The organism is Brevibacterium sp. 239c, from assembly GCF_900169365.1.
Taxonomy (GTDB): domain Bacteria; phylum Actinomycetota; class Actinomycetes; order Actinomycetales; family Brevibacteriaceae; genus Brevibacterium.
Genome location: NZ_FXZH01000008.1, coordinates 1 through 14,048, shown reverse-complemented (window position 1 = coordinate 14,048; position 14,048 = coordinate 1). Strand labels below are relative to the sequence as shown.

The 14,048-nt window shown below is 61.6% G+C and carries 12 protein-coding genes, 1 rRNA gene and 2 pseudogenes; 7 read left to right on the top strand and 8 right to left on the bottom strand.

Annotated features, from left to right (window positions below; translation table 11 throughout):
* Window positions 1–52: 52 nt before the first annotated feature.
* Window positions 53–730 (bottom strand): fasciclin domain-containing protein, encoded by a 678-nt coding sequence (locus BSP239C_RS09095; protein ID WP_101572096.1) that lies wholly within the window; start codon window positions 728–730, stop codon window positions 53–55.
* A 260-nt stretch (window positions 731–990) separates the two neighbouring features.
* The gene (locus BSP239C_RS09090) at window positions 991–2,607 is read right to left on the bottom strand and encodes a molybdopterin-dependent oxidoreductase (protein WP_101572095.1); all 1,617 of its coding nucleotides are present in this window, start codon (window positions 2,605–2,607) and stop codon (window positions 991–993) included.
* 124 nt (window positions 2,608–2,731) lie between these two features.
* On the opposite strand from BSP239C_RS09090, the gene BSP239C_RS09085 reads away from it, so the two are divergent.
* From BSP239C_RS09085 to BSP239C_RS09075, 3 genes are all read left to right on the top strand, one after another.
* Complete coding sequence (locus tag BSP239C_RS09085) at window positions 2,732–3,232, top strand: OsmC family protein (RefSeq protein WP_101572093.1); 501 nt, start codon at window positions 2,732–2,734, stop codon at window positions 3,230–3,232.
* Window positions 3,233–3,432: 200 nt separating this feature from the next.
* Complete coding sequence (locus BSP239C_RS09080) at window positions 3,433–4,116, top strand: trimeric intracellular cation channel family protein (protein ID WP_101572091.1); 684 nt, start codon at window positions 3,433–3,435, stop codon at window positions 4,114–4,116.
* Between the two features lie 67 nt (window positions 4,117–4,183).
* Window positions 4,184–5,047, top strand: coding sequence for a PPK2 family polyphosphate kinase (locus BSP239C_RS09075; protein ID WP_101572089.1), 864 nt, complete (start codon window positions 4,184–4,186; stop codon window positions 5,045–5,047).
* A 25-nt stretch (window positions 5,048–5,072) separates the two neighbouring features.
* Here BSP239C_RS09075 and BSP239C_RS09070 read toward each other — a convergent pair whose 3' ends face one another.
* Both BSP239C_RS09070 and BSP239C_RS09065 read right to left on the bottom strand, forming a co-directional pair.
* A complete protein-coding gene (locus BSP239C_RS09070; RefSeq protein WP_101572087.1) occupies window positions 5,073–5,495 on the bottom strand; it encodes an OsmC family protein in 423 nt (140 codons plus the stop codon).
* Window positions 5,496–5,547: 52 nt separating this feature from the next.
* A pseudogene (locus BSP239C_RS09065) lies at window positions 5,548–5,973 on the bottom strand (isochorismatase family protein); the annotation flags it as partial.
* A 169-nt stretch (window positions 5,974–6,142) separates the two neighbouring features.
* On the opposite strand from BSP239C_RS09065, the gene BSP239C_RS09060 reads away from it, so the two are divergent.
* Entirely contained in the window at window positions 6,143–7,417 is a 1,275-nt protein-coding gene (locus BSP239C_RS09060; RefSeq protein ID WP_101572083.1) for an MFS transporter, read from the top strand.
* A gap of 95 nt (window positions 7,418–7,512) precedes the next feature.
* Here the strand turns inward: BSP239C_RS09060 and kynU are convergent, their stop codons facing one another.
* Window positions 7,513–8,796: a kynureninase gene (gene kynU / locus BSP239C_RS09055; protein ID WP_101572080.1), complete on the bottom strand. Its 1,284-nt coding sequence runs from the start codon at window positions 8,794–8,796 to the stop codon at window positions 7,513–7,515.
* A 131-nt stretch (window positions 8,797–8,927) separates the two neighbouring features.
* Here kynU and BSP239C_RS09050 point away from each other — a divergent pair, with 131 nt between their 5' ends.
* Window positions 8,928–9,410 (top strand): Lrp/AsnC family transcriptional regulator, encoded by a 483-nt coding sequence (locus BSP239C_RS09050; RefSeq protein ID WP_257930143.1) that lies wholly within the window; start codon window positions 8,928–8,930, stop codon window positions 9,408–9,410.
* Window positions 9,411–9,500: 90 nt separating this feature from the next.
* Here the strand turns inward: BSP239C_RS09050 and BSP239C_RS21350 are convergent.
* A pseudogene (locus BSP239C_RS21350) lies at window positions 9,501–9,683 on the bottom strand (type II CAAX prenyl endopeptidase Rce1 family protein); the annotation flags it as partial.
* A 6-nt stretch (window positions 9,684–9,689) separates the two neighbouring features.
* A complete protein-coding gene (locus tag BSP239C_RS09040) occupies window positions 9,690–10,139 on the bottom strand; it encodes a hypothetical protein (protein WP_101572076.1) in 450 nt (149 codons plus the stop codon).
* Between the two features lie 194 nt (window positions 10,140–10,333).
* On the opposite strand from BSP239C_RS09040, the gene BSP239C_RS09035 reads away from it, so the two are divergent.
* Window positions 10,334–10,903, top strand: a complete 570-nt coding sequence (locus BSP239C_RS09035; RefSeq protein ID WP_101572074.1) for an OsmC family protein — start codon at window positions 10,334–10,336, stop codon at window positions 10,901–10,903.
* A gap of 40 nt (window positions 10,904–10,943) precedes the next feature.
* Here BSP239C_RS09035 and recQ read toward each other — a convergent pair whose 3' ends face one another.
* Window positions 10,944–12,779 carry a DNA helicase RecQ gene (gene recQ / locus BSP239C_RS09030; protein WP_101572072.1) on the bottom strand — a complete coding sequence of 612 codons (1,836 nt, stop codon included), beginning with the start codon at window positions 12,777–12,779 and terminating at the stop codon, window positions 10,944–10,946.
* A gap of 937 nt (window positions 12,780–13,716) precedes the next feature.
* On the opposite strand from recQ, the gene BSP239C_RS09025 reads away from it, so the two are divergent.
* A 16S ribosomal RNA gene (locus BSP239C_RS09025) occupies window positions 13,717–14,048 on the top strand; the annotation flags it as partial.

The window sequence follows — 14,048 nt, the reverse complement described above, 5'->3', positions numbered from 1 at the left end:
GATCCGAGTGGTCGGAGTCGGTCCTTGGCCACCACCCTGTGAAGCCCAAATGTCACTTAGAGGGCATCATCACACTGTCGACCATGTACACAGTAGCGTTCGAGGTTGCGACTCCGCCGCAGACCAGACCGGCATCGTCGAACTTGAGGTCGTCGCCCTTGCCGGAGATCTTCACCTTCGAACCCTCGACGGTCTCGTGCTCACCGGCGATCTCGTCAGGGGACAGCTTTCCCGGGATGACGTGATAGGTGAGGACCTTCGTCAGCATGTCCGAATCCTTGGCCAGCGCATCCAGGTCGTCCTTGGGCACATCGGCGAAGGCATCATCAGTGGGTGCGATGACGGTGAACTCGTCACCATTGAGAGTGTCGACGAGGTCGACATCGGGGTTGAGCTTGCCCGAAACAGCCTTGGTCAGCGTCTTGAGCATCGGGTTGTTCGATGCCGCGGTGGCGACAGGGTCCTGGGCCATTCCCTCGACAGATCCGCCGCCGTCAGGATTGGCTTCGGCATACGCCGCGCAATCCGGTCCGACGAGATCCCCGCCGGCCATGGCGTCATCGCTTGACTCTTCGGGTGCGTCAGGGCTTTCTGCGGTGTCACTTGACTTGGACTCGGAATCACCGGAATCGGAGTCGGAGCCCATGTCCGAGCAACCGCTCAGAGCCATGAGACCGATCGCGCCAGCGGCCAGGATGGTGGTGGTGCGAGTGCGAAGCAGCGTTTTCATCGTTCTTCTCCTAATTGAAGTGGTGCATCAACGGTGGTGCGTATCAGCGCACAGCTCTGAAGTTGCCTTCATTGCTCGCTGTGTATCTGGTATTCGCAGCCCATGACGTTCTGGATGGGTGAAACTCAAACATTCTTTGGATTTCTTTTTGACGGAGTTCTCCGCGTAGTCCTCGGACCTGCGCAGATCGGCCCCAGCCTCCGCCTGTAAGCGTTGATTGGGGCCGTGGTGGTGCGGTGCGTGCCGGGCGGAGGCTCGCTCTACTCAACACTGAACTGGATGTGGTGGTGACCGGTCGCGGAATTGGGAATGGACTTCCTGCGCTTCGGGGTCTGGACGTTTCCGTCCTGATCGATCGCACGGACCGTGACGGTATGCAATCCTGTATCGACGTCGCTGAATCCCGTCTTCCACTGGCGCCAGGTATCGATATTCACCTCGTCACCGAGCTCAGCAGATGTCCACTCTCCATCGTCGAGTTTCACATCGACCCGCTTGACGCCGCTGCGCTGCGCCCATGCCGTGCCGGCGACGGCCACATCACCGGCCGATACCTTGGCCAACGGCTTCGGCACTTCGACCCTGGACGCGACGAGGATGGGCGCCTTGGCGTCCCACCCGCGGTCGGTCCAATACGCGGTCTTCTCATCAAAGCGAGTGACTTCGAGTTCGGTGACCCACTTGGTGGCTGAGACGAATCCATACAGACCGGGAACGACGAGGCGGGCGGGGAACCCGTGTTCGGGAGGGAGCGGACTGCCGTTCATTCCAACAGCCAATAGGGAGTCCCGGCCATCGACGAGAGCCTCGATCGGGGTTGAGGCGGAGAAGCCGTCGAAGGAATGGGAGAGGACCATGTCTGCGTTCTTGTGGGGTTTCGCTCGGCGCAGCAGCTCACGCACCGGGTAGCCCAACCAGGTGGCGTTGCCGACCAGGTCACCCCCGACGGGGTTGGAGACGCAGGTGAGCGTGATGTGATGCTCGTCGAGAGGAAGGTCGAGCAGATCGTCCATCGTCAAAGTCACCTCCGACTCGACCATGCCGTGGATCCGCAGCGACCAGTCCTCAGGGTCGATGACAGGAGGTGCCAGTGCTGTGTCGATGCGGTAGAAATCCTGAGGATCCGTGACGAAGGGGGTGAGGCCTTTGACATCCGGATGGGCATTGGAAGGGATCGGAGGAGCCTTCTTGGCAGGCGTTGGCAACACCAGTTTGGCAGCTGCCGCACCAGCATCCAGAGTCAAGGAGGCGACGGTCTGTCCCGCCGCCACCGCAGCGGCACCGACTGTACCGATGATGCCGGTGATGACGAAGAAGCGTCGCCGAGAGGGCTCTGAGGCTGGTGCCTCGGTCGAGTCGGCGGGGGAGGGCCCGGCCGTGGACGAGCGAGCGGGTCGGGCAGCTGCAGGGAACTTCGCGGGAGCTGCGGATGCCGTTCCGGTCTCAGTCCGGCTTGTTCCCGAACTCATGAGGATGCGGAAGACGGCCAGGCCCACGACGAGTCCGATGAGCGTTGGGATGATGTCGATGACACTGGACTCGGGTCGGATGAGAATGACTAGGATGGGAACGAGCCCGGCGGTGCACAGGAGCACGGTCGCTAGGCGGAGTCGGTGAGAGGCCAGCCAGCCGATCAGCCCTCCGAGCACCAAAGCTGCGAGTCCTGTGGTGAGGATGAGGAAGAGCTTGTCATTGGTGCCGAAGAGGTCGATGACAGGTTTGACGATCTCGGTAGGGGTGAGCGGAATGATCGTCTGACCCAGCGCCAGCAGAGGGGCCGCCTGAGGACCGAATGCCCGAGCGATCAGATCGGCGGCACCGAACAGGACAAGGGTGGCGACGATCCCGGCAAGGGCGGCGCGAAATGGTCTTCTCATGCCGGATATTCGGAGCCGACGACGATCCGGATGGGTGATTCGGGAGCGAAGATTCGCTGCTGCGACTCGTCCCGTTCACGAAATTGTCAGTGAACTTGCCGTCAAGCTGACGTAGCATAGTGCAATGACTGAGAACCCAGGATACGCCGAGCCGCAGGCGCCAAGCGGAGACTCGGACGAACCCAGAAGCGCAAGCGCTCCCATCTATACTGCCAAAGTCGAGAACCTCGGCGGGACCTCGGGTGAAGTGCGAGTCGAAGACGGTATGACGCTGTCGACGGCCCCCACCTCGCACACCGATCAGGGCAGCAACCCGGAGCAGTTCCTCGCCATGGCGTGGAGCACCTGCCTCGGTGAAACCCTCAAGGTGGTGCTGGCCGTCAATGATGTCGAAGCTCTATCCCGAGTCCGCGTTGAGGTCGACCTGCACGGTGAGTCCAACGCCGGATTCTACTTCGTACCTCGAGCCTATATCTCCATCGAAGGCGTCTCCGCCGCAGACGCGGAGAAGTACGCGGGGCGGGCCCACGCTCGATGCCCGATATCGAAGCTGCTCAAGGGGCAGGGCAGCCCGAGCGTCGAAATCGAAGAATACAAGAACCCGGACAACTTCCAGCTCAGCTGAGCCTGTTCCCGGCACGGGCGAGCACGTTCCTGCCCGGACGAGCACCGTGCACTCCACCTCGGCGCACCTCACTGCTCCGGCGCACTGATACTACAGAGGTAGCCAGACGCCGAGAACGACAGACGTGGCGTCGGCAATGCTGACCACGCACCGTCCGGCGCGTGGGGCGGGCCCTCCATGTGTCGGAAGGAGAATCAGTCGTGGACATTCAAGAAGCGGTCTTTCTCGCACTCGACCTCACCGGCACCTTCGTCTTCGCCGTCTCCGGAGTCCTCCTGGCCGCCCGGCGCGGCTTCGACATCACCGGAGGCTTGGTCCTCGGACTGCTGGCAGGCATCGGTGGAGGCATGATCCGCGACGTTCTCCTCGACCGGGTGCCGAACGCGCTGGGTCAACCGATCTATCTGGCTACTCCGCTGTTCGCCACCTTGCTCATCTATCTCATCGGCAAACACGTTTCCCGCGCCCGGATCTGGATTGTGACCTTCGATGCGATCGGGCTCGCCATCTTCAGTGTCACCGGAGCGACGATTGCCCTCGGTGCCGGTGCGAATTACTCTGCGGCCCTGTTCATGGGGGCTTTGACTGCCTGTGGCGGCGGGCTCATGCGCGATGCGGTGGCCAGTGAGGACCCGGCGATCTTCAGCGGCACCGACCTCTACCTGATTCCCGCCCTCTTCGGATCGGGGCTAACGGTCATCGCCGATGCGCTGAACCTGCTCGGCGGTGTGGTTTCGCTGATCATCGCCGCACTGGCATTCGGCTTCCGAATGCTGGCGTGGAAGCTGCAGTGGCGAGTTCCACAGCCGATGCGCCGATGGTCTTATCGGGAGACGCCGAAGAAGATGAAGAAGCTGCCCTCGGTGTTTCGCAAGCCCGACTGACGGCGACGATCCCTTGTAGATCAGCACAGATATAGACGCTGACCTCCCTGCCTGCAAAGATGAACTCATGAGCGAAAAGACAGCGCTGAGTTGGACCGAGGATCCGGAGTCGCTGCTGCGGGCAGGCGAAGGGTTTCGGCTCGATGATGTTGATCCGCGTTCGACCCCCGGCTACGAAGGCAACAAGAAATCCGGACGCAAGGACCTCAAAGCCTGCATCCCCGAACTCGACGATCTTCAGGAACGACTCTTCGCGGCTCATCATGAGGAGGAGTCGGGGCCAGCGGTTCTCCTCGTCCTCCAAGCGATGGACACGGCAGGCAAGGGCGGGATCGTGCGCCACGTCGTCGGATCGGTCGATCCACAGGGCGTGGAGCTCGCTGCGTTCAAGGCGCCGACGAAGGAGGAGCTCTCCCACGATTTCCTCTGGCGCATCCGATCGCGCGTGCCCGGGCCTGGCATGATCGGCGTCTTCGATCGCTCCCACTACGAGGATGTGCTCATCGGCAAAGTCCGCGAGCTTGCCGACGACGAAGAGATCGAGCGTCGCTACGCCGCCATCAATGACTTCGAGGCCGAGCTCGCCGAGGCGGGTGTGCGCATTATCAAGGTCATGCTCCACATCTCTCCCGATGAGCAGAAGGACCGACTCATGGAGCGTTTGGACCGCCCCGACAAGTACTGGAAGTACAACCCGGGTGACGTTGATGAGCGCCTCCTGTGGCCCGATTACATGAAGGCTTATCAGGCGGTGTTCGAGCGCACCTCGACCGAGGCGGCGCCTTGGTACGTCGTCCCCGCTGACCGCAAATGGTACGCACGTCTGGCGATCCAGCGACTCTTATTGAATGCGCTGCGGAGTATCGACCCCCAGTGGCCTGCTGCGGACTTCGAGATTGAGGTCGAACGGGAGCGGTTGGCCGAAAGCTGAGGCTCGGTTGCGGCGAGGGTGGAGTTCAGCCGCGGCGGATGCTGAAATCCACGTTGGTCGGGTGCTCGACGGTGCGCGAGACTGTGCAGTACTTGTCATGGGACAGGCCGACGAGCCTCTCGATGCGCGCATCGGCTTTGCGACCATCCTCGTCGTCGGGGAAAGCGAGGTCGAAGTCGAGGTGGACGTTGTCGACTCGAGATGCACCGTCTTCATCGATCTTGTCGGCCGTGGCCGAGACATCGAAACGCGTCGGCTCAGTGTGTCTGCTGGTCACTGTGTCGACGTCGATCGAGGAACAGCCTGCGACGGCCGCGAGCAGCAGCTCAACGGGTGTCATCAGGCCCTCACCACGACCGAATTCGATGCTCGCACCACTTGGGGCCGTGGCCCGGTAGTGGTTCTCGGCGAGGCGGGTCAGTTCGATGCTGCGCGTGTCATCACTCATGGACTCATCATGTCAGGAAACGATGAGCGGTGTCTGGACGCGAGTCGCCGGCTCACTCGCCTGTGCCCGGTGCGGTGAAGTCGACCCCAGCCGCTTCCTGGACGCGAGCGGTCCTGCCTGGTCCTGACTCGAAGCCCCAGCAGAGATTCGTATGGGCAACCACCTTCTCCGGAGGCGCAGCTCTCCAGTCGCTGAGATCTTCGGTGGTGTGGGCGTCGGAGACGAGCGTGACATCGCAGCCGCGGGCAAATCCGCCGTGGATCGTCGACCTCGCGCACGCATCGGACTGGGCGCCGGTGACGATGAGGTGTTCGACGTTCTTAGACGCCAGAACATCCTCGAAGTTCGTTTTTTCGAAGGTGTTGCCGTGCGTCTTCTCCACTATAGCTTCGTCGTCGGCAGGGGAGAGGGCCTCGACGATCTGCCACTGCGGTGAACCCGTGGGCAGTTCTCCAGAGGTGTGTTTGACCCAGATGACTTCGGTGTCGTTGACATCTGATCTTCCTTGATCATGTCAACGGTGACCCCATACAGGGGTCAGATCAAGGGCCCTGTCCATAAAAGAACCAGGGCCGCCTCGGCGGTGTCAGGATTCCACGGTTCGGGACCACCCACTGATTTCACGCAGGTGGTGCCAGAATGGGCGGGTGAGCGAGACCCGAGACGAATCTTCCGACACCTCCCCGAATCCGCGCCGGTTCGGGGTGCTGCGGAGCTGGAAGACCGCGCCCTATCTGGTCGGATCCGGCATGGCGATGATGGGCGACAACATTGAGCACGTCATCACCTACTGGGTGCTGTGGCAGAAGTTCGAGTCCCCGGCCCTCGTGGGATTCCAGCTCATCAGCCACTGGCTGCCGTTCCTACTCCTGTCCGTTTATGCCGGATCGTTGGCTGAACGCTTCGACTGCCGCCGACTCATCCAGATCGGGCAGGTCATGTTCATGGTCGTGTCCCTGTGCTGGGGCATCCTGTTCCTCACCGATTCGCTCCAACTGTGGCAGGCCTGCGTGCTGCTGATCATCCACGGCCTGGCCGGATGCCTGTGGGGACCGGCCGAACAGATGATGCTCTACGACTTCGCCGGACGCAGCGAGCTGCCCAGCGCCGTGCGCATCAATGCGACCTTCCGCAGCCTCGGCATCCTGTTCGGACCCGTTGTCGGCTCGGCGCTCCTGCTGTCGTTCGGGCCGACGTGGGGCATCTTCATCAACATCGTCTTTTACCTGCCGCTGACGATTTTCCTCATGCGCACACCCTTCACCGGCCATACCAGGAGCGGTGGTCTGCGGGCAGCGAGGACCACACTGATCCAGTCACTGCGGGTGCTCGTCGACGTCCGCCACAACCGGGCGATCATCAGCATGCTCTTGCTGGCTGCGCTCGCCTCGATCACGATCGGGGCCGTGTTGCAGACGGCGATGCCGGTCTTCGGCGATATCTTCACCGGCCCCGGCGGAGACAGTGACTTCACCTACGGTCTGCTGCTTTTCGCTCTTGGTGCCGGAGGTGTGCTCGGCGGGTTCTTCCTCGAGGCCACAGGCTGGGTGCGACCAACGCCCGCGGCAGCAGCGGTCGCCGCGGCAGGGTTGGGAGCGAGTGCGATCGTCTTCGCGTTCACCTCGCACCTGTGGCTGGCGTTGACGGTCCTCGTCCTCGCTGGGGTCTGCAAGATCACCGCCGAGTCGACCGAGATGGCGATCATCCAGCTCGAGGCCCCGACTGAGATTCGGGGCAGAGTGATCGGCTCCTATTCGATGTTCGGGCCCGGAATGCAGACGTTCTCCGGTGTCACCGTCGGCGTGCTCGGCACGATCGCGACGATCCCGCAGGCTGTGACGATCGGCGGCTCGGTCTTGGCCATCGGCGCGATCGGGATCGGTGCGTACGTGTTGGCGGGACGGGAGCGGAGCGTCGGATAAGCGAACGAATCGGGCTGAGCAACTTTTGGGGACCACTCCAAAGCGAGGTTGCTCAGTGCCCGGAGGGCTGCCGAGAGGCTATTGAGCCACACCGATCACGTGACGGCGCCGCGGACCTTGTGCGCAGGGGCGTCCCAGATCCGGTTGTCGAGGATGTCGCGCAGCGCCTCGACGGTGTCCCAGACATCGGTGAAGCCGATGTAGAGCGGAGTCAGGCCGAAGCGCAGCACTTCAGGCTCGCGATAGTCGCCGATGATTCCACGTTCGATGAGAGCGCTCATGATGGCAAAGCCCTCGGGGTGGGTGATCGAGACCTGTGAGCCGCGATGGGCGTGCTCGCGTGGAGTGACGATCTCGACGGGATGATCGGCCAATCGAGAGTCGACGAGCTCGATGAACAGGTCAGACAGCTGCAGGGACTTCTCTCGCACAGCGGCCATATCGACCCGGTTGGCGATGTCGAGTCCCAGCTCGGCCATAGACATCGAGATGATGCCCTGCGTGCCGGTCAGGTACCGGCGAATACCGTCGGCCGGAGCATAGTCCGGTGACATCTCGAAGGGCTTCGCATGCCCCCACCAGCCCGAGAGCGGCTGGGTGAAACGATTCTGCAATGCCTCGGAGACCCAGATGAAAGCGGGTGAGCCTGGGCCGCCGTTGAGGAACTTGTATGTGCAGCCGATCGCCATGTCCGCACCCGACCCGGCCAAGTCGATCTCCAGCGCACCCGCCGAATGGCACAGGTCCCAGATCACCAAGGCACCACCGTCATGGATCTCCGAGGTGGTCGTGGTCATGTCGAAGAGCCGACCCGTGCGGTAGTTCACGTGGGTGAGAACCACGAGAGCCACCTCGTCGGTCATTGTGTTCGGGAACCCTGCGCTCACCTCGGCGTCATCGACCAGGCGGACCTCGTAGCCGGCATCAAGCTGCTCCGCCAAGCCCTGAAGCATGTAGATATCGGAGGGGAAGTTCTCCCGCTGAGTGAGGATGACACGACGATCGGGCGCATCTGCGGACTGCATCTTCAGCGCGGCCGACGCGGCTTTGAACAGGTTGATCGAGGTGGTGTCCGTGACGACGGTGCTGCCGGTCCCACCACCGACGATGCCGGCAACTTTCTCGCCCAGCTTCGCTGGCAGGTCGAACCATCCGGCGGTGTTCCAGGACCGGATGAGCCCGGTCCCCCACTCGTCGGCGATGACCGTCTGAGCACGTTCGGCCGCCCCCTTCGTCCGGGCGCCGAGCGAGTTCCCGTCGAGATAGATCGTGTCGGAAGGGAGGATGAACTCGTCCTTGAAGCCGCGCAGCGGATCCGCGGCATCGAGGTGCTCGCAGGCCGCGCGATCGCGCGGGGCGGTGTGTGCTGAAGTCGTCATGGGTCACCTTCATCTGGTCGGGCACGAAGCCGGTATCGCCGGTGGCGGCGGGTCTCCTCATAGACTACCCAGATCACGGATACCATCGAATGGAACCGAATAGATGACGACAAAGGTAGAGGATTCTTGTGGTGAATTCGGAATTGATCATCGACCATCGTTCTGAATCGAAGGATTCCCACCTCGCCGAGGTGGACATGGCGATCCTGCGTGAGCTCAGTTCCGATGCCCGGATCTCCAACAAGGATCTTGCCGGCCGAGTGGGGCTGGCCCCGTCCACCTGCTCCGGGCGAGTCAGCGCCCTGCGGTCGCGCGGAATCATCAAAGGATTTCACGCCGACATCGACTTCGAAGCGCTGGGTCTGCACGTGTTCGGCATGATCTCGGTGCGGATGTCACCGGTCGGGCGGTCGAAGATGAACGCCGTCATCGCCGGACTGCTCCAGGCTCCAGAAACTCTCGAAGTCTTCCAGGTTTCGGGGGAGCGAGATCTGCTTGTGCACATCGCCACGGCCCATCCGGCCGGGCTGAATGCATTTATAAATGAGCATCTCTCGGACCCCGCGATCGCTCATACCCAGACCAGCCTCGTGTTCGGCCACCACCGCCCCTGAGATATGAGGTCCGACAGGATGCACGTCAGTTGAAGGCGACCTGCAGAAGGACCACCGACGCCATCGAGTTGATTCCTGGTGCAGACCCAGCGGTCCCCACAGATTGCGGTGGAATGTCCGCAGCAGCGCGAGGCAAAGACCCAGCGCAAGCATGTAGGGCAGAAGGATCGGCACACCGTGGCACAGCGCGAAGACGACTGTGCTGATCGGAACTGCCCCCTTCAGCCCGAGGTGGTCACGGACGAAGCCATAGATTACGCCGCGAAAGAACAGCTCCTCCTAGAGTGGGGTGATGATCCCGACGGCGGCGAACATCGAGATCGCAGCGATGGGGCCGACACTCCCTGCAATCGAGTCGGTCGATGAGTCACTGACGGGCTCCGAGCCTGTGACAGCGAAAACAAGGAGCTGTGCCCCGAGCACAACGATCACAGAGGCGGGGGCCTGCCACAGCAGATGGAAGAGTCGCGCGGTGGGACGGGGGAAGCCGATGGCTGATAAGCGGTGACCGCGGCGACGCAGAGTGAACGCCAACGCAATCAGCGTCCCGGTGCTCGGGACGAGCAGCACAGCGATAATCAGGCTTTCGAAATGTGCTCGGACTCCTGGAACGGTGAGCCCGACGGCGACGGCAGTCCCGAAGATGAGAGCAGCGATGCCAAGGACGGCGCCTGCCGAGATGAGGAGGGTCCTCTTCGAGAGTCGACTTCGCAGTGGGGATTCGCTCATGTCTCGGCCCTATAAGTCGCTGATCAGCGATGTTGTCATCCAGAAGTATGAGATTCGTGTCGAAATGCGTCCTCTCATTTCGTGCCTATGACGGACTGCGTCGAAATCTGACGAGCGGCCATCGCCGGGGAAGTTTGTGTTTCTAGTGTGGTGATCACGCAAACGATGATCACCCACTCCAAGGAGACGTACACATGACCGCCACAGCAGAAACCACCACCAACACAGGCGAAACCGTTGCCATCAGCGCTGAAGATCGCGCCGCACGACTGACCTCGGCAGATCAGGCCTGGAACGAGCGGATTGCAAGCTCGACGAAGAACGCTCAGCTGGTGTTTTCGGCCAAGGGATGCGCCCAAGGCTCCGTGTCCTCGGTCATCACAGCAGGAAAGCACACCTTCACCGTCGACGAGCCGGCACCGCTGGGCGGTGATGACGCGGCACCGAACCCCGTGGAATACGCCCTCGGTGCCCTCATCTCATGCCAGATCGTCGTCTACCGGCTGTACGCGCACAACCTGGGGCTGACAATCGAGAACCTCGAGGTCAGCGCAGAGGGCGACATTGACGTACAAGGCCTCTTCGGCGCCGATGACACGGTGCGGCCCGGACTCTCAGCAGTCCGTGTCAACGTCGACATCACGGGCCCGGACAGCGACGAGGCCTACCAGGAGCTGCAGACGACGGTGGACGCCCACTGCCCTGTCTTCGACATCTTCACCAACCAGACACCCATCGATGTCACGCTGAATAAGACGAACTGACGATCGCGAGCCGGCAGTCCTGCCGACAGTTGGCCTGCGGTCACCCCGCGCTGGACTCGAGAACTTCGAGAACGCCGGGTCCGTAGCGCTCGAGCTTCTTCAGACCCACCCCGCTGACTTGTCCCAGTTCGCCGATAGTGCTTGGTTTGGCTTCGACGATTCCGTACAGGGTGGCGTCAGGGAATACGACGTAGGCGGGGACGCCCTGTTCCTTGGCCTGATCGGCTCGCCAGGTACGCAGAGCTTCGAACAGGGCTGTGTCTGCGGTCCCGAGTTCGACCTCAGGGCCGCCTCGGCGCTTTGCTCCGGACTTTTTGGATCCCGACTTCTTCACAGGGTCCACTCGCAGGGATACTTCCACTTCGCTGCGCAGGACAGGGCCGGCGGCTTCGGCAACGACCAGTACGCCGTAGTCGCCATGGGATTCCAGGAGACCGCGGGCGAGGACCTGCCTGACCACGGTCTTCCACTGTGTCTCACTGAGGTCGTCGCCGATTCCCCAGACGCTGAGGCGTTCGTGATCGGCCGCGCGAGAGCGTTCATTGTCATTGCCGCGCAAGACGTCGATGACCTGTCCTGAACCGAACTTCTGGCCACGTTCCCGGTCGAGGCGAATGACCGCCGACAACAGTTTCTGCACGGCGACCGTTGCGTCCCAGGTCACTGGGGGTGTGATGCAGGTGTCGCAGTTGCCGCACGGTTCGGATTCCTCGTCGAAGTAGCGCAGAAGCTGCACGCGCCGGCAATCAACGGTTTCGCACAGAGCAAGCATGGAGTCGAGGTGCGACATCGCGCGTCGTTGATAGGTCCGATCGCCGTCGCCAGATTCGATGAGGCGACGCTGGGAGACGACATCGCCGAGGCCGTAGACCATCCACGCATCGGCCGGCAATCCGTCGCGTCCGGCACGACCAGTCTCCTGGTAGTAGCCTTCGACGCTGCGGGGCAGGTCGAGGTGAGCGACGAAGCGGACATCGGGTTTGTCGATGCCCATGCCGAAGGCGATCGTCGCGACCATGACGAGCCCGTCCTCGCGGAGGAATCGAGCCTGATGGTCGGCACGGACCTCGGAAGGCAGCCCAGCGTGATAGGGCAGGGCTTTGATTCCTCGGGCCACGAGTGCCTCAGTGAGCTGTTCGACCCCACGGCGGGATAGGCAGTAGACGATGCCAGAATCACCAGAATGTTCGGTGGTGATGAAGTTGATGAGCTGCGAGCGGCCGGACTGCTTCGGCTCGATGCGATAGGTGATGTTCGGGCGGTCGAAGCTGGCGACGAAATGCTGGGCATCGCCGAGGTGAAGACGCTCGGTGAGTTCCGCATGCGTGGCGGGTGTGGCCGTGGCGGTCAATGCGATTCGCGGAACATCGAGGAATCGTTCGGCCAACACTCCCAGGCCCAAGTAGTCGCTGCGGAAGTCATGGCCCCACTGCGATACGCAGTGGGCTTCGTCAATGGCGAACAAGGCGACCTGAGCACGCTCGAGCAAAGCCATCGTGCGCGGCAGGACTAGGCGTTCAGGCGCTAAGTAGAGCAGATCGAGCTCACCGGCCAGGAGCGCTCGCTCGACGTTCTGGGCTTCCTCGAAGTCAAGAGTCGAGTTGAGGTACGCCGCTCGCACGCCGAGGTTCTCCAGAGCAGCGACCTGATCTGCCATGAGCGCGATCAGTGGGGAGATCACCACGCCGGTGCCGGGCCTGACAAGGCTCGGGATCTGATAGCACAGGGACTTTCCGCCGCCGGTGGGCATGAGGACGACGGCATCGCCACCGCTCACGATCTGATCAACAACGGCCTGCTGCTGTCCTCGAAACTCGTCATAACCGAAGACATCGTGGAGGACGTCGAGCGGGGAGGTTGTGGGTGCCGAGGTCATGTAATCAAGCCTAGTGGACGGGCCTGACTCGGCTGAACCGCCTATACCCAGGCTGAACTTCGTATACCCAGACCGCGCTGGGGCTGTGTCTACGGACCCAGCACGAGAGAGGACGTGGGGGTTTGAAGGCTGCGGGTACACCGCCTCTACAAAGTCTTCCTATAAACAATCGTTTTATATAGGGCCTTTAAACAATCGTTTTATATAGGGCCTTCGAACGGTCCGCGTAAAAGGTCTCCCAACGGTCCGTGCTGCATCCTGGCGGTAGAACACAGTCAGACTCCTAGAGCACAGTCAGGCTCCACCGAGTCGAACGCGCTGACTCCACGACTGCAGCAACTCAGACGCCCTATGCCCGTACGCGCGCGCAACCCGTTTCCCTCACGTGCGAGTGCAACCCGTTACGCGCTGTCTTCCGACGAACGCTACATTTCAAGGCAACAGCAGGCTCCCACCGCGTTTTCTCCAGCCCCTTGCTGACGTGTGGTGGGCGTCACTGTCAGTTTTCCGGTTTCGAGTTGCACGACGAGCCAGGCCTGGACTAGAGTAGTATCTCGTTGCCCCGCAGAAAACGAGTTCTTCTGGAACGGTTTTCACCGGTGTGACCAGCACAAACACAGTTTGGGTGTGGTTCACACGGAACATGGGTGACAACGACAATTGAAACTGACACCCCTGGTGTACACGCCCTTTTTGGGGGTTGTGGTGACGGGTGAGTGTTTGTGGTTTGAGAATCCAATAGCGTGTTTGTTTGAACAAATAGTGATGCCAGAAATATTAGTTTTCTGGTAAGACAATCACATGTTCACGCACTGATGTTTCCTCCCTCGCCGGAGGAGCATGCCAGCGTGTGTGGACATGATTTTTTGGTCAGCTGCGATCACCCCGTGATCGTTGGTTGGCTGTCTTGCTGGGATTCATTCGTAACATAAAGTTTTTTATGGAGAGTTTGATCCTGGCTCAGGACGAACGCTGGCTGCGTGCTTAACACATGCAAGTCGAACGCTGAAGCCTGGTGCTTGCACTGGGTGGATGAGTGGCGAACGGGTGAGTAACACGTGAGTAACCTGCCCCCGACTTCGGGATAAGCCCGGGAAACTGGGTCTAATACCGGATATGAGCATTCCTCGCATGAGGGATGCTGGAAAGTTTTTTCGGTTGGGGATGGGCTCGCGGCCTATCAGTTTGTTGGTGAGGTAATGGCTCACCAAGACGACGACGGGTAGCCGGCCTGAGAGGGCGACCGGCCACACTGGGACTGAGACACGG